A 17,999-nucleotide genomic window follows, 5' to 3' on the forward strand; every position below is an offset into this window, starting at 1 on the left:
TGATGCTGCGGTGCGGCCGAACCTTTGCCGATCAACGCTGATGCGGCCGGTGTTTGGCCGAAAAGCCACAGGCCTTCAACCCGACCAAAGGAGAGGCAAGCAGGGGCCGGGCCAACCGAAGAAAAGCCGAGAGCGCCCCGGCCAGCGCAGAAAATCGAACGGAAACAATCGTTTGCCGAGCCGCATCGGGCCGAAGCGCAGCCGGCAAGGCGTTCATGACACAAATCCGTGTCTGTCATTCAAGCTGCGCGGCACGCTTCGCAGCGCAGCGTCCTGCCTCAAAAAGTGCCGGTGCGCAGCGCCCGCTGGATCGACTGGATCACCGCGCCGAGGCGGGCGTCGAGCAGGTCGCGCGGCACGTCCGAATCGTGCTGGATCGCCACCGGATGGGTGAAGCGGTAGCTCGCGTCGAAGATCACCGCGATGGCCCGTTCGCGGTCGCGGGCGGCGAACACGCCGGTGCCGATCCCCTCCTCGACGATCCGCTCCACCAGCGCCCGTAAGCGAACCCGGTGGCGCCGGGCGATCGGGCGGGCCGCCACGGCGGCGTCGAGGTGAACGGCGAAGAGATGCGGCTCGCGCACCAGCATCTCGCTCTGCGCGGTGGCCAGCGCGCCGAGGAAGCGCTCGATCTTGTCGTCGGCCGGGTCCGGCGCGTCGGCGATGTCGGCGAGTTCCGTCTCCAGTTCGCGCAGCCAGCGCCCGGCCACCGCGTCGAGGAGGGCGTCCTTCGAGGGGAAGTAACGGTAGACGTTGGCATGCGTCATGCCTGCCTCCGCCGCCACCGCCACCACGGTGACACGCTTCGGCCCCAGCCGGGCGAGGTGCTCGCTGGCGATGGCCAAGAGCCGCGCATCGGTCGAGACCGGCGTCGGGCGGGCGCGGGCGGCGGGGCCGCTGAGGCGCGGGGGGCGAGGATGACTCCCCCGTGGATCGTTTCCGGAAGGGACCGCCTCGCGGTCGCTGTCGTTCAGGGAGAAGGGGAGGGATACGTTTCCGAACGGCAGCATGATGTCCCGGGCACGAAAGCGACAAGCGTAGGGGCACTCGACCGAAGCCGGTCGAGAGCGGTGCCGTCCCACGCACACACGACCCTTCCCGTCCGCGCCGCACTTGGCAAGCCCGTTCTGACCAGGAATCGGTGCGGAGACTGCGCTCTTTTCGCTCAAAAGCTGCGTCGCGCCTCCGCGCGGGGCTTTCGGCAGCGGGTCCGGCACTGTACCGGAACGGCTTCGCCGCCTCGGCAAAACCGTCTATGACCGCCCGATGACCGTCCCCGAGCCGCCGGCGCTCCCGCCCGGCGAACCGATCGAAGCGCGCCTGCGCCGTGGCCTCGGGGCCCGGTCGATCGTGCTCGTCGGGCTGATGGGGGCGGGCAAGAGCACGGTCGGGCGCCGCCTCGCCAGCCGCCTCGGGCTGATGTTCAAGGACGCCGACCACGAGATCGAGGCCGCGGCCAAGCTCACCATCGCGGACATCTTCGCGATCTACGGCGAGGCGAGTTTTCGCGAGGGCGAGGAGCGCGTCATCGCCCGCCTGCTGCGCGAGGGGCCGATGGTGCTCGCCACCGGCGGCGGCGCCTTCATGCGCGAGGCCACCCGCGCCCGGATCGCGGAGGGCGGCATCTCGGTCTGGCTCAAGGCCGACCTCGAGGTGCTGATGCGCCGGGTGCGCAAGCGCGCCACGCGCCCCCTCCTCCAAACCGAGGATCCGGAAGCCACCATGCGCGCCCTGATGGAGGTGCGCCACCCGGTCTATGCCGGGGCCGACCTCACGGTGCTCTCCCGCGACGTGTCGCACGACCGGGTGATGCAGGACGTGATGGAGGCCCTCGACCTCCACGTGAACCCGTCCGCCCCCCGCTCGAGCCCCGCCATGTCACAACCCTTGCGTGTCAGCGTTCCGCTCAACCAGGGCCGCGACTACGACATCCGCATCGGCCGCGGCCTGCTGGACGAGATCGGCATCGAGGCGCGCGACCTCGGCGCGCGGGCGGCCGGCATCGTCACCGACGAGACCGTGGCCGGGCTCTACGGCGAGCGGGTCAAGGCGAGCCTGGAGGCGGCGGGCCTGCGCTGCGGCCTCATCTCGGTGCCGCCGGGCGAAGCCTCGAAGAGTTTTTCCGAATTCGCCCGCGTCTGCGACGGGTTGCTCGCGCAGAAGATCGAGCGTGGCGACCTCGTGGTGGCGCTCGGCGGCGGCGTGGTCGGCGACCTCGCGGGCTTCGCTGCGGCAAGCTTGCGCCGCGGTGTCCGCTTTATCCAGGCGCCGACGACGCTGCTCGCGCAGGTTGATTCATCCGTCGGCGGCAAGACCGGCATCAACTCCCCTCTGGGCAAGAACCTGATCGGCGCGTTCCACCAGCCGCGCCTCGTGCTCGCCGACACCGCCACCCTCGACACCCTGTCCGAGCGGGAGATGCGCGCGGGCTATGCCGAGGTGGCGAAGTACGGCCTGATCGGCGATGCCGACTTCTTCGAATGGTGCGAGGCCAACTGGTCCGGCATCTTTTCCGGCGGCCCGGAGCGCGACGAGGCGGTCGCCGCCTGCTGCCGCGCCAAGGCCGGCGTCGTCGTGCGCGACGAGCGCGAGGACGGCGAGCGGGCGCTGCTCAACCTCGGCCACACCTTCGGCCACGCCCTGGAGCGGCTGACGGCCTACGATTCCGCCCGCCTCGTCCACGGCGAGGGCGTCGCCATCGGCTTGGCCCTCGCCTTCCGCTTCTCGGCCCGCCTCGGCCTCTGCCCCGGTCAGGATGCCGGCCGCGTCGCCAACCATCTCGCGCTCGCCGGCCTGCCGACCCGCCTGCAACAGGTCCCCGGCGGCGCGGGCGACGCGCACGCGCTCCTCGATGCCATGGCTCAAGACAAGAAGGTCCGCGACGGCCGCCTCACCTTCATCCTCGCCCGCAGCATCGGCCAGAGTTTCATCGCGCCGGATATCGATGGCGGCGAGGTGCGGGCGTTCTTGGAGGACGAGCTGCGGGGGTAACTCAAGCGTGTCCCCTCCCCCTTGCGGGGAGAGGTAGGGGTGGGGGTCGCGCAGGAGGCACCACCTTCGCCTCATCCTGCACCACCCCCACCTCCGGCTCCTCCGCAAGGGGGAGGAGAGGTGCCCCTCACGCCCGCTTCAGCCGTCTCCCGAAGATCGCCGTCCCGACCCGCACATGGGTCGCCCCCATCTGGATCGCCGCCGGATAATCCGCGCTCATCCCCATCGACAGGATCGGCAGCCCCTGCTCCCGCGCGATCCGCGCCAGCAGCGCGAAATGCGGTGACGGCGGATCCTCGGCCGGCGGGATGCACATCAGCCCGTGGATGGCGAGCCCATGGGTGTCGCGGCACTCGGCGAGCAGCGCCTCGACCTGATCGGGCGCGACGCCGGCCTTCTGCGCCTCGTCGCCGGTGTTGACCTGGATCAGGAGTTTCGGGGCCCTCCCCGCCCGGTCGATCTCCTTCGCTAAGGCGGCGGCGAGCGAGAGTCGGTCGAGGGAGTGGATCACATCGAACAGGGCCACCGCCTCGCGCGCCTTGTTCGATTGCAGCGGGCCGACGAAGTGCAGTTCGGCATCCGGATAGCGCTCCCTCAGCGCCGGCCACTTCGCGACCGATTCCTGCACGTAGTTCTCGCCGAACAGCCGCTGCCCGGCCTCCAGCGCCGGCAGGATGCCGTCGGCCGGCACGGTTTTGGAGATGGCGATCAGGTGGACGCCCGCGGGATCGCGCTCGTTGTCCTCCGCCGCCCGGCGGATGCCGGCCCGTACCTCGGCCAAGCCGGCGGCGACGTCGGCCTCGCCGACCGGGGGCATGGTGTCGAGGGATGTCGTGGGTTCGCTCATGCTGTCGTCTTGGGGCGGAGGCCTTCGGACTTCAAGACGGCCCCACCCTTTCGTTGACCCTTCGCAGGACGGATATGCTAGGTGCCGAGCCGAAGGCGATGGCCCCCGCGGGGGCCCGCCCCCGTCCTCCGCTGACCCGGCGCCGTTCATGACCGACACCACCCATTCCGCCCCGAGCCTCGAGCGCTACAACGCCAAGGATGCCGAGCCGCGCTGGCAGCAGGCCTGGGACGCGGCGAAGCTGTTCGAGACCAAGAACGACGACACGCGCCCCAAATACTACGTGCTGGAGATGTTCCCCTATCCGTCGGGGCGCATCCATATCGGCCACGTGCGCAACTACGCCATGGGCGACGTGGTGGCCCGCTACAAGCGCGCCAAGGGCCACGACGTGCTCCACCCGATGGGCTGGGACGCCTTCGGCCTGCCCGCCGAGAACGCCGCCATGGAACGCAAGGTCAACCCGCGGGAGTGGACCTACGCCAACATCGCGACGATGCGCGGCCAGCTCCAGAGCATGGGCCTGTCGCTCGACTGGAGCCGCGAGATCGCGACCTGCGATCCCGACTATTACAAGCACCAGCAGCGCCTGTTCCTCGACTTCCTCGACAAGGGGCTGGTCACGCGCCGCACGGCGAAGGTGAACTGGGACCCGGTCGATCACACCGTGCTGGCCAACGAGCAGGTCATCGACGGCCGCGGCTGGCGCTCGGGCGCGCTGGTGGAACAGCGCGAGCTGACCCAGTGGTTCTTCAAGATCACCGACTTCGCCCAGGACCTCAGCGACGCCCTCGACGGGCTGGAGCGCTGGCCGGAAAAGGTCCGGCTGATGCAGAAGAACTGGATCGGCCGTTCGGAGGGCCTGGAGGTGCGCTTTGCCCTCGCCTCCCCGTTTGCCGGCACCGAGGAGCTGACGGTCTACACCACCCGCCCCGACACCCTGTTCGGCGCAAAATTCCTGGCGATCTCGGTCGATCACCCGCTGGCCAAGGCGTTGGCCGAGGGCGGTCCCGACGCCGACGGCCTGCAGGACTTCGCGGAAGCCTGCCGCCGCATCGGCACCGCCCAGGAGGCGATCGACACGGCCGAAAAGCTCGGCTTCGATACGGGCCTCAAGGTGTGTCACCCCCTCGACCCGTCCTGGACGCTGCCGGTCTACGTCGCGAACTTCGTGCTGATGGAATACGGCACCGGCGCCGTGTTCGGCTGCCCGGCCCACGACCAGCGCGACCTCGACTTCGCCAACAAGTACGGCCTCGGCAACACGCCCGTCGTCTGCCCCGAGGGCCAGGATCCGGCGGCCTTCGTCATCACCGACACCGCCTATGACGGCGACGGGCGGATGATCAATTCGCGCTTCCTCGATGGGATGAGCACGGACGACGCCTTCCGTACGGTGGCTGACCGCCTCGAAGCCGAGACGCTGGCCGGCGCACCGGTCGCGCGTCGAAAGGTGCAGTTCCGCCTGCGCGACTGGGGCGTCTCGCGCCAGCGCTACTGGGGCTGCCCGATCCCGATCATCCACTGCGACTCCTGCGGCCCGGTCCCGGTGCCGGTGGCTGATCTGCCGGTGAAGCTGCCCGACGAGGTGTCGTTCGATCAGCCCGGCAACCCGCTGGAGCGCGACCACGCGTGGCGCAACGTGCCCTGCCCCCGCTGCGGCGCGGCGGCGCGGCGCGAGACCGACACGATGGACACCTTCGTCGATTCGTCTTGGTACTACGCCCGCTTCACGGCGCCCTGGCTCGCGGACGCCCCGACCGACCGCAGCACCGTCGATCGCTGGCTCGCGGTGGACCAGTATATCGGCGGCGTCGAGCACGCGATCCTGCACCTGCTCTACTCGCGCTTCTTCATGCGGGCGATGCGGGCGACCGGCTGGGCCGGCCTGTCCGAGCCCTTCGCCGGCCTGTTCACGCAGGGCATGGTCGTCCACGAGACTTATAAGGACCCGGCCGGCGCCTGGGTGCCGCCCGCCGACATCCGCTTCGAGACGGAAGGCGGACAGCGGAAAGCGTTTCACGTGAAAACCGGTGCGCCGATCGAGATCGGCCCGACGGAAAAGATGTCGAAGTCGAAGAAGAACGTCGTCGATCCCGACGACATCATCGCCAGCTACGGCGCCGACACCGCCCGTTGGTTCATGCTCTCCGACTCGCCGCCCGAGCGCGACGTGATCTGGACCGAGGAGGGCGTGCAGGGCGCTGCCCGCTTCGTGCAGCGGGTCTGGCGCCTCGTCCACGGCGCGGCCTCTGCCGGCGGCGAAGGCGGAGCCGCCGATGCCCCCGTTCGCAAGGCCGCCCACAAGGCGCTCGCCGCGGTCGGCGAGGATGTCGAGCGGCTGCGCTTCAACCGCTGCGTCGCCCACATCTACACGCTCGCCAACGCCCTGGACGAAGCCCTGCGCTCCGGCGCTTCTCCTGCGGCGGCGGGTGAGGCGGCCCGCATCCTCGTCCAGCTCATCGCCCCGATGATGCCCCACCTCGCCGAGGAATGCTGGCGCGTGCTCGGCGGCCAGGGTCTCGTTGCCGAGGCGCCGTGGCCGGAAGCGGATCAGGCGCTCCTGGTCGAAGACGAGATCACCTTGCCGGTCCAGATCAACGGCAAGAAGCGCGCCGACGTGACGGTGCCGCGCGACGCCGACGCGAAGGCGGTGGAGGCCGCGACACTGGCGCTCGACGCGGTGCAGAAGGTGCTGGAGGGCCGCGCTCCGAAAAAGGTGATCGTGGTGCCGGGGCGGATCGTGAACCTCGTGGTGTGAGAGGTTCTCGGACGCGGCGCGCTGAACGCGCCGTGTCCGAATTCAGGACCGGTCCCACCCGATCCTCTCGCCCGTAGGGCGTTGGGCGGCGCAACACGGTCGAGTCGCTTCGAGCCACTTCGTGTCGCTTACATCAAGCGGGTGACGTCCCGGTTCCAGGCGTCGTTCATCGCCCGCGCCTCCGGACAGGTCTCGATCAATCGCCCGTAGCGCGCGGTGAGATCGTCGAGATAACCCATCATCCCACGGATCGCCCGCATCCGCTCGTCGGTATCCGCGGTGTAGCGCAAGGGTCCGCCCCGGTAGGTGATCGGATCGGCGACGAGCCGTGGGTCATCGCGCGCAGGCGCAGGCCTGGCGTCCAGCAGATGGGTCTGCGGCGCATCGCGTAGGCCTTCGAACAGGGGGCGGTAATGCCGGCTGGTGCCGCGGGTGATCTCCGCCGGGCCGGCGGCCTGGATCTTGGCCCAGCCCTTCGCGCTCTTGGCGGCCATCTGGTAGAGCGAGCGATGCGGGTAATGGGCGAGCCTCAGGCCGGGCAGCCCCTGCGCCGGCAGCCAAGTGCCGCGCAGCATGAGGCCGTGATTCCCGTTGCTGATGACCGCGTCGTCAAGCGGCGCCCGGACGAAGACCTTGCGCAGCCGGTTCGCCCGCGTGCGGCGCACCGGCATGCGAACCGGAACGATCGGCTCATCCGCAATCTCCTGCGCCCCGCGCACGTAATCGAAATACGGCAGCGCCAGGCAGAGACGATGGGGTGCCTCCCGCATCGTGTGGTCGAGCGCGACGCGCAATCCATCCTGGACGCCCCGGTCGTCGATGAACTCGTCCGCGTCGAGGCACAGCACCCAGTCGGCCTGCAATTCCGCGGCCGCGTGGTAATACATGAGCGTGTTGAACGCCCGCTCGTTGATCGACACGGCGATGTTCTGGAACACCGTGAGGTTCAGGCCCTCGTCCTTGAGGGCGCGGATGATCTCGAGGGTGCCGTCGCGGCTGCCGTTGTCGAGGATGACGTGGTGATCGGCGTAAGCCGCGGTGTGGCGCAGGAACGCCTCGATGATGTCCGCCTCGTCGAGGATGCGCGAGATCGCGACGACCCGCATCGGTCCGGGCGCCCGCGGGAGGAGCGTTGGCGCGGCGGGCACCGGCGGCGGAGCGGGGGTCGGCGCCGACGGCGCGGGGGAAGGGGACATGGCGGCCCGCCGGGCTTGAAAGCGACCGAACAAGTGTCGCAAGAGCGACGGCGCCATGGATGCGTCTCCGAAGCGGGCGGATGCCCGCGACCGCGGCGCGGCTTAACGTGAATCTTTCGTGTTGAGAACGCCGACCGCCACGGCCACCACCCGCCCGAACGGCCCTCGCCATCGCACGGTCCGCTCCCGATGCCCCCCTCCCCGTTCATGCCGACCGACACGATCTTCGCCCCCGCCACCGGCTTCGGCCGCGCGGCGGTGAGCGTGGTGCGGATCAGCGGCCCGGCGGCCGGCGCGGCGCTCGATGCCTTGGCCGGGCAGCGCCCGGCGCCGCGGCGGCTGTCCCTGCGCCGCCTGCGCGATCCCGCCTCCGGCACCCTGCTCGATCAGGCCCTCGTGGCGTGGCTCCCCGGCCCCGGCACCGCCACCGGCGAGGACATGGCCGAGTTGCACCTGCACGGTGGTACGGCGGTGCGGGCTGCGGTGCTGCGGGCGCTCGGCGCGCTGCCCGGCTGCCGCCCGGCGGAGGCCGGCGCCTTCACCCGCCGCGCCTTCCTCGAGGGTCGACTCGACCTCACCGAAGCCGAAGGCATCGCCGACCTGATCGACGCCGAGACCGAGGCGCAGCGACTTCAGGCCCTGCGCCAGCTCGACGGCGCCCTCGGCCGGCAGGTCGCGGACTGGCGCGACACGGCCATCGATCTCCTCGCCTCGGCGGAAGCCGCCCTCGACTTCGCCGACGAGGGCGACGTGGACGAGTCCGGCCTCGACGCGGCGCTCGCCGGCCGCGCCGCTCTCCTCGCGCAGGAGATCCGAAGGACGCTCGCGGACGGGCGCCGCGGCGAGCGCCTGCGCGAGGGCTTCTGCGTGGTCCTGGCCGGCCCGCCGAACGCCGGCAAATCGACCCTGCTCAACGCGCTCGCCGGCCGCGACGCCGCGATCGTCTCCGACATCCCCGGCACCACCCGCGACGCCATCGAGGTGCGCTGCGACCTCGGCGGCCTTCCCGTCTTGCTGGTGGACACCGCCGGCCTGCGCGAGACCGCCGACCCGGTGGAGGCCGAAGGCGTCGCCCGCACGCGCCGCCGCATCGAGACCGCCGACCTCGTGCTGGGTCTCATCCCGATCGACGCGCCCGAGCCGGACGGGGAAGGCAGTCCGGCCACCTTGCGGGTTCGCACCAAGGCCGATCTGGCGCAGCCTTCCGCGGGAGAACCAGATCCGGGCGAAGCGCGCATTCCCCTCCCCCTTGCGGGAAGGGGGAGGGGTGGGGGTGGTGCAGAAGGCACCGGGGCCATTCCTCCTGCCTCCTGCCCGCAAGGCGAAGGAGAGCGCCTCGTCCTTCCTCCCGGAGCGGCACCCAAGACGCTGGCGATCTCCGCCCGCACCGGCGTCGGTCTCGACGCCCTGCTCGATGCGATCCAAGGCGCCGCCGAGGCCTCGCTCGGCGGCGACGCCCTCGTCACCCGCGAGCGCCACCGCGACGCCCTTACCCGCGCCGTCCTTCATCTCGACCGCGTGGCCGGCGCGACCGCCGATCACCCGCCCGAACTGACCGCCGAAGACCTTCGCCTCGCCGTCCGGGCGCTCGGCGAAGTCGGCGGCCATGTCGGCGTCGAGGAGATGCTGGACCGGCTGTTTGCCGGCTTCTGTATCGGTAAATGATCTTTTGGATTCTTATTTGCCGGCTTTTTTTCAACGACTGACTGACGCGTAGGGGACTTTTGTCCTACCAAATCCCCTCATCCTGAGGTGCTGCGAAGCAGCCTCGAAGGAAGGCTCCCGTCGGCTCGCGATCCCAGGAGCCCTCCTTCGAGGGCGCTGCTTTCGCGCCGCCACCTCAGGATGTGGGCGGTGGGTGGTATAGGCGGCTGCCCGCTGCATCCGGGCATGCCGGAAAAGCACCCGCGTCGGCTCATCGCGCCCCCTCCTTCCCATCGGCCTCTCCGTCATTGCGAGGCGAAGCCGAAGCAATCCAGGGCCCCACACTCAACGGAAGGATCATACCGACAGCCGCCTCAGCATGGTCGCGCCCCTTTCCGAAAACGTCGCGCTCTGGATCGCTTCGGCTTCGCCTCGCGATGACGGTGCGGGTGGTAGGGGCCGTCAGCTCTCGAAGCAGCCGCGTAGTGAAAGGCGGGGTTGTCCAGCCGCCCATTCGCAGCGGGTCACTCCTCATCCCCACCAAAACCCAAAGAACCAAATCGCGTTGACCGCCCCGCTCGCCCGCGCGTAAGTCACCGTCCATGCACCCTTCAGAGACGAGCTACGACGTCATCGTCGTCGGCGGTGGCCATGCCGGCGTCGAGGCCGCCGCCGCCGCTGCGCGGGTCGGCGCGCGCACGGCCTTGGTCACGCACCGCGCCGCGACCATCGGGGCGATGTCGTGCAATCCGGCCATCGGCGGACTCGGCAAGGGCCATCTCGTGCGTGAGGTCGATGCCCTCGACGGGCTGATGGGCCGCGTCGCCGATGCCTCCGGCATCCAGTTCCGTCTGCTCAACCGCCGCAAGGGCCCCGCCGTGCGCGGCCCCCGCACCCAGGCCGACCGGGCGCTCTACGCCCGCGCCATGCAGGCGGCGGTCACCGAGACCGTCGGGCTGACGGTGGTGGAGGGCGAGGTCGATGACCTGATCGTGAGGGGTGAGCGCGTCGCGGGCGCGGTGCTGGCCGATGGGCGGCGCCTGTCGGCCGGGGCGGTCGTGCTCACCACCGGCACCTTCCTGCGCGGGCTGATCCATATCGGCGAGCGGCAGGTGCCGGCGGGCCGCGTGGGGGAGGGGCCGGCGATCGGCTTGGCGCAAACCCTCGATCGCCACGGCTTTCGCCTCGGGCGCCTCAAGACCGGCACGCCGCCGCGCCTCGACGGGCGCACCATCGACTGGGCCGCCCTGGAGATGCAGCAGGCCGACGCGGACCCGGTGCCGTTCTCGACGCTGACCGAGCGCATCACCACGCCCCAGATCGCCTGCGGCATCACCCGCACGACCCAGGCCGTCCACGACCTGATCCGCGAAAATCTGCATCGCTCGCCGATGTATTCCGGCGGCATCAGCAGCCGGGGCCCGCGCTACTGCCCGTCGATCGAGGACAAGGTGGTGCGCTTCGGCGACCGCGAGGGCCACCAGATCTTTCTGGAGCCCGAGGGGCTGGACGATCCGACCGTCTATCCGAACGGCATCTCGACCGCGCTCCCCGAGGACGTGCAGGCCGCGATCATCGCCGCCATCCCCGGCTTGGAGCGCACCCGCATCGTCCGGCCGGGATACGCCATCGAGTACGATTACGTCGATCCACGGGAACTCGACGCCACGCTCCAGACCCGGCGCCTGCCGGGCCTGTTTCTGGCCGGCCAGATCAACGGCACCACCGGCTACGAGGAGGCGGCGGGGCAGGGGCTGGTGGCCGGCCTCAACGCCGCGCGGCTCGCGGGCGGCTCCGATCTCGCGGTGTTCGACCGGGCCGAATCCTATCTCGGCGTGATGATCGACGACCTCGTCACCCACGGGGTGAGCGAGCCCTACCGCATGTTCACCTCGCGCTCGGAATACCGGTTGAGCTTGCGCGTCGACAACGCCGACGAGCGGCTGACGCCCCGCGGTGCGGCGTTCGGCTGCGTCGGGCCCGAGCGCGCCGCCCACTTCGCCGCGGGGCAGGCGGTGCTGGGCCGTACCCGCGCCCGGCTCGACGCCCTGAGCCTGACTCCGAACGAGGCCGCGGGCCACGGCCTCGCGCTCAACCGCGACGGCCTGCGCCGCTCAGCCTTCGGGCTCCTGTCGTACCCCGAGATCGGCTGGGACCGGCTCGCCGCGATCTGGCCGGAGCTGGCCGAGGTGCCGTCGCGGATCGCCGAGCGGCTGCGGACGGACGCCACCTACGCGGTCTATCTCGACCGCCAGCAGGCCGACATCGCCGCCTTCCGCCGCGACGAGGCGGTGCGCCTGCCGGCCTCCCTCGACTACGCCGCCATCGCCGGGCTCTCGAACGAGATGCGGATCAAGCTCGACGGCGTCCGCCCGACCACGCTGGGGCAGGCCGCCCGCATCGAGGGCGTGACGCCCGCGGCGCTGACGCTGCTCGCGGCGCACGCCCGGCGCGGACGGGCGCAGGCGACGGCATGAGGACCTTGCAACCTCTCTCCACCCCACGCCCTCATCCTGAGGTGCTGAGCGTCAGCTCAGCCTCGAAGGAGGGCTCCAGCCCGCGCGCGATCCCTGGAGCCCTCCTTCGAGGCCGCTACGCGGCACCTCAGGATGAGGGAGAGGAGGGGACGAGCCGTTATTCTGTGTGTGTCGCATGATCACCGATCAACGCACCCGCGTCCTCGCCGAGCACGATGTTTCACGTGAAACAGCTAACCTCCTCGACATCTATGTCGAGCAACTGGCTCGCTGGCAGAACGTGAAAAATCTCGTCGGCCCGGCCACCCTCATCGAGGTCTGGCACCGCCACGTCGCCGACGCGCTCCAGCTTCTCGCGCTCGCGCCCGAGGCCAGGACCTGGGTCGATCTCGGCTCCGGCGCCGGCATTCCGGGGCTGATTCTGGCGATATCCGGTCGAGTACGATCGGGGCTGAAAATACATCTTATCGAGAGCAATGCGCGCAAATGCGCCTTTCTCACCGAGACCGCGCGCCTCACCGGCGCACCGGTGACGGTCCACAACGCCCGGATCGAAACCGTGATCGGCAGCCTCACCGGCGCCGACGTCGTCTGCGCCCGCGCGCTGGCGCCGCTCACCCAGCTCCTCGCCTGGACCGAGCCTCTGTTGAAAACCGGCACCGTCGGGCTGTTTCCGAAGGGCCGTGATGCAGCTGCGGAATTGACCGAGGCGGACAGAGAGTGGACATTCGCCCGCGACCTGATTCCGAGCCGCACCGACTCGCAGGCACGGATCGTGCGCGTCACGTCGCTCTCCCGCGTGGATCCATGACCGACTCTTCTCAGCCCAAGCCGCCAGAACACAAGCCTCTGCGCGTGCTGGCGCTCGCCAACCAGAAGGGCGGCGTCGGCAAGACCACCACGGCGATCAACCTCGGCACGGCGCTCGCGGCCATCGGCGAGCAGGTGCTGGTGATCGACCTCGATCCCCAGGGCAACGCCTCGACCGGGCTCGGCATCGACCGCCGCCGCCGCCCGATCTCGACCTATCACGTCATGGCCGGCGAAGCGCCGCTGGCGCAGGCCGTGACGCCGACCGCCGTGCCGCGTCTCTCGGTGGCACCCTCGACCATGGACCTGCTCGGCCTGGAGCTGGAGCTGGCGAACGCCCCCGACCGGGCGCACCGGCTGCGCAACGTCCTGCGCGGCCTCAACGAGGCGCCGGGCGTCGAGCCGATCACCTACGTACTGATCGATTGCCCGCCCTCGCTCAACCTGCTGACGATCAACGCGCTTGCGGCTTCCGACGCCGTGCTGGTGCCGCTGCAATGCGAGTTCTTCGCGCTGGAGGGCTTGAGCCAGCTCCTGCGCACCGTCGAGCAGGTGCGCGGCGCTCTGAACCCGAAGCTGCAGATCCAGGGCGTGGTGCTCACCATGTACGATCCGCGCAACAACCTTTCGGCCCAGGTGGTGGCGGACGTGCGCGGCTTCCTCGGCGACAAGGTCTACGAGACCATGATCCCGCGCAACGTCCGCGTCTCCGAGGCGCCCTCGCACGGCAAGCCGGTGCTGCTCTACGACCTGAAATGCGCGGGCTCGCAGGCCTATCTGCGGCTCGCCTCGGAAGTCATCCAGCGCGAGGGCCGGGCCCCGCCGCCCGCCGCCGCCGCGTAATCTTTGGTGCGCCGAACCCGCCTTGAGCGGGCTCGGCGCGTCCGGCGGACGCCCGCCGCCGCGCCGTCGCGCGGTCAAGCATCGATTGAGTAACGGAGTTTCCCAGTGGCGATGGCGGATGATGCGGCCCGGCCGCGGCTCGGGCGCGGGCTCGCGGCCCTGATCGGCGACTTCTCCGACGATTCCCCGCGGGAGGATGCCCGCCCGCCGCAATCGCAGCGCAAGGTCGTGGTCGAGTTTCTGCGGCCGAACCCGCGCAATCCCCGGCGTCGCTTCTCCGAGCCGGAACTCGACGAACTCGCGACCTCGATCCGCCAGCGCGGCGTGATCCAGCCCATCGTCGTCCGGCCCCTGCCGGCCGTGCCCGGCACCTTCGAGATCGTCGCTGGCGAGCGCCGCTGGCGGGCGGCGCAGCGCGCCGGCATCACCGAGGTGCCCGTCGTCGTCGTCGAGATCGACGACCGCACCTCGCTCGAATACGCGATCCTCGAGAACGTCCAGCGCACCGATCTCAACGCCATCGAAGAGGCGGCGGGCTACGAGCGGCTGATGGGCGAGTTCCAGTACACCCAGGCCGAACTCGCCGAGCTTCTCGGCAAGAGCCGCAGCCACCTCGCCAACACCCTGCGCCTGCTCCAGCTTCCGCCCGCGATCCAGGACCGGGTGACGGCGGGCGAGATCACCGCCGGGCATGCCCGCGCGCTTCTCTCGGTGCGCGACCCCGAGGGGATCGCCCGCCGCATCGTCGCCGAGGGCCTGTCGGTGCGGGAGGTCGAGGCGCTGGCGGCGGCCGACAACGCCACCGAGTCCGAGACGCCGCGCCCCGGCCGTCCCCGCCGGGCCTCGGGCAGCGACGCGACCGTGCGTTCGCTGGAAGACGTGCTGGCCCGCGCGCTCGGCCATGCGGTGGCGGTGAAGGACAAGGCGAGCGGGGAGGGGGAAATCCGCATCCGCTACGCCAGCGCCGAGGAACGCGACGCGCTCTGCCGCAAGCTCGGGGGCACGGCTTCGGAGGCGTAGGGCACGCGCGTTTCATTGATCGAACCGAGAATAGATTTGCCGGGTCAGTACACCGGCAAGACCGGATTAAATCATCGTCGAGATCGTTCGGCATCGTTCCCATCGACAGGACTGGACAAGGCGTCTATCAGCCTCCGGCCCATCCGCCTCGTGCGGATCGAAGCCGGAGGCTCGACGATGTTCAACATGTTCAAGTCGCAATCGTCCCTCGACCTGACGCCGCGCAACTGCCTCGTCGTCTCGTTGCTCTACTGCATGGGCTCCGACGGCGAGCTCGATCCGGAGGAGCTGGGCCACCTGATGTCGGTGCTCGGCCGCAATACCACCCGGCAGCAGCTCGATGCGCTCCTGCGCTACGCCCGCTCCACCCCGCCGCAGCAATTCCTGGCGGATGCGGGCCCGCGGCTGCGGCCGGACCAGCGGCTCTGCATCATCCTCAACATGATCGACAGCGCCATGGCCGACGGCGAGGCCGAGCCCGGCGAGCAGCGGCTCATCATGGAATTCGCCCAGAGCTTCGGCCTGAGCGAAGCCGACCTGAATCCGTATTTCCGCACGCTGGTGGCGAAGAACGACCGGGCCGTGCTGGACCGGTAAGGCCGATTACGGCCGCCGCCCGAGCCCCGGCACGAGGGCGGCGAGCCGGTCCTTGAGGGTAAGCCGCGGCGGTCCGAACCCGCCGGGCCCCGGCCCCGGCGGGCGCTCCGGCCGGCCGGAGGGCGTCACGGGCCGGTCGGTGAGGCCGGCGACGTCCGCGCCGCGGTTCACCCCGATGACGAGGCTCGCGACGTAGCGGTCGCGCTCCTCCTTCACGGCACAGAAGGCGCGCCGCTGCGGGTCCTCCTCGCGAGCGATGCCGTCGTTGGCGTTGACGACGAGGCGCTCGACCCGACGCCCGCCATAGGCCGGCACCTGGGTGTAGAGGAACTCACTCAGGGCATCCGGAAAATAGATCTGCCCGGTCAGCACGGTACGCCGGTCGAGGAAGACCTTAACGTGGATGTGGGTCGCCCGGCCCGGATACCAGCCCGGATAGATCGTCTCGAATGCCGCCCAGCCGCCGGCATCCGTCTCCTGCGTCCCGCGCAGAAAGGTCTGGCCGCTGGTGTCCATGCGGCGTGAATCGCCCTGGCCCGGATAGCCGGAATAGCGCCCCTGCGCGTCGCAATGCCAGACATCGACCCGTGCCCCGGCCAGCGGCGTGCAGGGCCCGGCCTCGATCACCCTCAGCCGCAGCCGCATCGGCACGCCCTCGCGCCCTTCCGTGATGTCGGCCCGTACGAGGCGGGGATCGGTGTAGAACGGGCCCTCGATCGCCTGGGGCGTGAGCAGGCAGGCGCCCTCGCCGGCCTCGTCCGGAGGCGCCGCCGCGGCGGCGGGGCGCGACAGCAGCCCGGCGGCACCGAGGCCGAGGGCGGATAGCAGCCCGCGGCGCGAACTCGACGGCAACGGCATGACGGTCTCCCGGTGGTGGTCCGCGCGAGCACTCCACAGAGCGCTACACCGCCAGGATGTCCCGAATATTTCCGACCGTCACGGCGGCGTTCAGGCGCGGCGCCGCGAAGCCTCGACGGCGATCCGCAAAAAGATCGCCTGCGCCTGGGCGTGGGCGAGGTCCGGATCGGCGCGGCGGCAAGCCAGCACGGCGTCCTGCAGCCACGCCACCGCTTGGCGCAGGCCCTCCGCCGACCAGCGGGCGAGCTGCGTCTCGGCGGTGGCCTTGCGGCGGAAATGCAGGCCGCGCCAGTTGGCGACGATCTGGCTCGCGCTGCCGCGGGGATTGTCGAGCCGCAGCGACAGCAGGGTCAGGGCATGGCGCAGGCCGGCGCCGAGCATGGCGGAGGGGTCCATGCCCTCGTGGCGGAAGCGGCGATAGGTGCGCTCGACCTCGGTCGAGCGCCCGGCGAAGGCGGCGTCGATCAGCTCGTTGAGGACGCTGGCGCCGACATCGCTGACGATGGCCTCCACATCCTCGACGCCGACGCTGCTCTGGCCGCGGGCATAGAGGGCGAGCTTGCCGATCTCGGAGAGGCTGGCGCGGCGGTCGCTGCCGAGGCTGCCGGCCAGCAGGTCGCGGGCGTCGCGCTCGATGCGCAGGCCGTCCTCCTGCAGCGTGCGGTCGATGAGGTCGGCGAGCGTGCGCTCGTCGTCGGGGTAGCAGGGGAGGGCGAGGGCTTTCGGCGAGCCCTCGCACAGCGTGCGCAGCGGCGCCGACTTGGCGAGGTCGCCGGCCTCCACGACGATGCGGGCGCCCTCGATCGGGGCCTTCAGCGCGGCATCGACCGCGGGGGCGTAGTTGCGGCTGCCCGAGCGCACCCAGATCGTGCGCGATCCGCCGAACATCCCGAGCGTGCCGGCCTCGTCCACGAGGCGGCCGGGATCGCCCGCCAGCACGTCGCCGTCGAGGCGGATCAGGGCGAAGGGGTCGTCCGGATCGGGCACGATCCTGGCGATCAGCCGCGCCGCCCGGTCGGCGACGAGGCCGGTATCGGGGCCGTAGATCAGGATCACGGGCACGCGCGGATCGGGCACGCGCCGGATCAGGCCCTCGACATCCCCGGCCTTGACCGCGGTCATGAGACTAGCTGTTCGGCTTCACGGCGAGGACGGAGGCGATGCGGGTCTTGATCTGCTCGGCCAGCACCTTGGCCAGCCGGATCTCGGCGTCGCGCGCGGCGCGCAGCGAGGCGAAGCGCTGAATCGAGCGGTCGTAGGTCGCGGTCGAGGTGGCCACGCCCTCGGTGATGATCCGCACGCCGTCGCTGCTCTCCAGCGAGTACTTCACCGTGCCGACGATGGTGCCGGCCTCGGCGCGGGCGGTGGTGGAGGAGACGATCGGCGTCTGCACCTGCTCGCTGCCCTGCATCTTCAGTCGGTAGCGCTTGGGCGGGCCGGCCTGGCCCGAGCCGTCGAGGGCGAAGATGAGTTCGCTGCGCAGGTAATGCCCGAGCCGCTCCTGATCCTGCGCCATCACCACGTCGTCGACTTGGATCGCGGCGAGCACGGCCTGCATCGGCTCGCCCGAGGCGGTCGGCCCGTAGAGCGGGCGGAAGCAGGCGCCGAGATTGAGCGCGAGCGCAAGCGCCAGCGCGCCCCGCGCGATCCGGGCACCCGGCCTGTCCGACGCCACACCCATCCGATGCCTCACGGCTCTTCCCCGACCCGACGCCTGTACGGCTCCGCTTGTACGGCAAGCCTCGCGCGCGGTCATCCTGCCGGAGCATGCTTTACGAACCCTCTGCGGCGAGACGATGATCGCGCCTCGCGCTTGCGCGCGAGGACGCCGCTTCCCATTTTCCGCCTATCGCATTCACGCCTTCGACGACGCCTTGACGCCGAACGAACGCGCGAGATAGATTAGAACAAATGGCGAACAAACGAGCCCTGTCCTGGTCGGTCGCTCTGCGCGA

At 70.5% G+C, this 17,999-nt stretch carries 14 protein-coding genes; 8 read left to right on the plus strand and 6 right to left on the minus strand.

What is annotated here, in order from left to right; all coding sequences use genetic code 11:
* Nucleotides 1-278 precede the first annotated feature (278 nt).
* The gene (locus HNR00_RS02560) at nt 279-845 is read right to left on the minus strand and encodes a TetR family transcriptional regulator (protein ID WP_246390225.1); all 567 of its coding nucleotides are present in this window, start codon (nt 843-845) and stop codon (nt 279-281) included.
* 421 nt (nt 846-1,266) lie between these two features.
* On the opposite strand from HNR00_RS02560, the gene aroB reads away from it, so the two are divergent.
* The gene (aroB, locus tag HNR00_RS02565; protein WP_183564426.1) at nt 1,267-2,991 is read left to right on the plus strand and encodes a 3-dehydroquinate synthase; all 1,725 of its coding nucleotides are present in this window, start codon (nt 1,267-1,269) and stop codon (nt 2,989-2,991) included.
* Between the two features lie 127 nt (nt 2,992-3,118).
* On the opposite strand, the gene HNR00_RS02570 is transcribed toward aroB, so the two are convergent.
* The gene (locus HNR00_RS02570; protein ID WP_183564429.1) at nt 3,119-3,838 is read right to left on the minus strand and encodes a YggS family pyridoxal phosphate-dependent enzyme; all 720 of its coding nucleotides are present in this window, start codon (nt 3,836-3,838) and stop codon (nt 3,119-3,121) included.
* A gap of 148 nt (nt 3,839-3,986) precedes the next feature.
* Between HNR00_RS02570 and leuS the strand changes: the two genes are divergently transcribed.
* On the plus strand, nt 3,987-6,599 hold the full coding sequence (gene leuS, locus HNR00_RS02575; RefSeq protein ID WP_183564432.1) for a leucine--tRNA ligase: 2,613 nt from the start codon (nt 3,987-3,989) through the stop codon (nt 6,597-6,599).
* Between the two features lie 128 nt (nt 6,600-6,727).
* On the opposite strand, the gene HNR00_RS02580 is transcribed toward leuS, so the two are convergent.
* Entirely contained in the window at nt 6,728-7,705 is a 978-nt protein-coding gene (locus HNR00_RS02580) for a glycosyltransferase family 2 protein (protein ID WP_183564435.1), read from the minus strand.
* Nucleotides 7,706-7,984: 279 nt separating this feature from the next.
* Between HNR00_RS02580 and mnmE the strand changes: the two genes are divergently transcribed.
* The 6 genes from mnmE to HNR00_RS02610 all read left to right on the plus strand — a co-directional run bounded on the left by mnmE (nt 7,985) and on the right by HNR00_RS02610 (nt 15,186).
* On the plus strand, nt 7,985-9,460 hold the full coding sequence (gene mnmE, locus HNR00_RS02585) for a tRNA uridine-5-carboxymethylaminomethyl(34) synthesis GTPase MnmE (protein ID WP_183564438.1): 1,476 nt from the start codon (nt 7,985-7,987) through the stop codon (nt 9,458-9,460).
* A gap of 581 nt (nt 9,461-10,041) precedes the next feature.
* A complete protein-coding gene (gene mnmG, locus HNR00_RS02590) occupies nt 10,042-11,916 on the plus strand; it encodes a tRNA uridine-5-carboxymethylaminomethyl(34) synthesis enzyme MnmG (protein ID WP_183564441.1) in 1,875 nt (624 codons plus the stop codon).
* Nucleotides 11,917-12,091: 175 nt separating this feature from the next.
* Complete coding sequence (rsmG, locus tag HNR00_RS02595) at nt 12,092-12,727, plus strand: 16S rRNA (guanine(527)-N(7))-methyltransferase RsmG (protein ID WP_183564444.1); 636 nt, start codon at nt 12,092-12,094, stop codon at nt 12,725-12,727.
* A complete protein-coding gene (locus tag HNR00_RS02600) occupies nt 12,724-13,569 on the plus strand; it encodes a ParA family protein (RefSeq protein WP_183564448.1) in 846 nt (281 codons plus the stop codon). Before rsmG ends, HNR00_RS02600 begins: the two co-directional genes overlap by 4 nt.
* 111 nt (nt 13,570-13,680) lie before the next feature.
* The gene (locus HNR00_RS02605) at nt 13,681-14,589 is read left to right on the plus strand and encodes a ParB/RepB/Spo0J family partition protein (RefSeq protein WP_183564451.1); all 909 of its coding nucleotides are present in this window, start codon (nt 13,681-13,683) and stop codon (nt 14,587-14,589) included.
* Between the two features lie 177 nt (nt 14,590-14,766).
* Nucleotides 14,767-15,186: a tellurite resistance TerB family protein gene (locus HNR00_RS02610; RefSeq protein WP_183564454.1), complete on the plus strand. Its 420-nt coding sequence runs from the start codon at nt 14,767-14,769 to the stop codon at nt 15,184-15,186.
* A gap of 6 nt (nt 15,187-15,192) precedes the next feature.
* Here the strand turns inward: HNR00_RS02610 and HNR00_RS02615 are convergent, their stop codons facing one another.
* The 3 genes from HNR00_RS02615 to lptE form a co-directional block, all read right to left on the minus strand.
* Complete coding sequence (locus HNR00_RS02615) at nt 15,193-16,038, minus strand: intradiol ring-cleavage dioxygenase (RefSeq protein WP_246390255.1); 846 nt, start codon at nt 16,036-16,038, stop codon at nt 15,193-15,195.
* Nucleotides 16,039-16,134: 96 nt separating this feature from the next.
* The gene (gene holA / locus HNR00_RS02620) at nt 16,135-17,166 is read right to left on the minus strand and encodes a DNA polymerase III subunit delta (RefSeq protein ID WP_183564460.1); all 1,032 of its coding nucleotides are present in this window, start codon (nt 17,164-17,166) and stop codon (nt 16,135-16,137) included.
* A 4-nt stretch (nt 17,167-17,170) separates the two neighbouring features.
* Nucleotides 17,171-17,725, minus strand: a complete 555-nt coding sequence (gene lptE / locus HNR00_RS02625) for an LPS assembly lipoprotein LptE (RefSeq protein WP_183564463.1) — start codon at nt 17,723-17,725, stop codon at nt 17,171-17,173.
* Nucleotides 17,726-17,999: the final 274 nt, after the last annotated feature.

This window comes from Methylorubrum rhodinum, from assembly GCF_014199935.1.
Classification (GTDB): domain Bacteria; phylum Pseudomonadota; class Alphaproteobacteria; order Rhizobiales; family Beijerinckiaceae; genus Methylobacterium; species Methylobacterium rhodinum.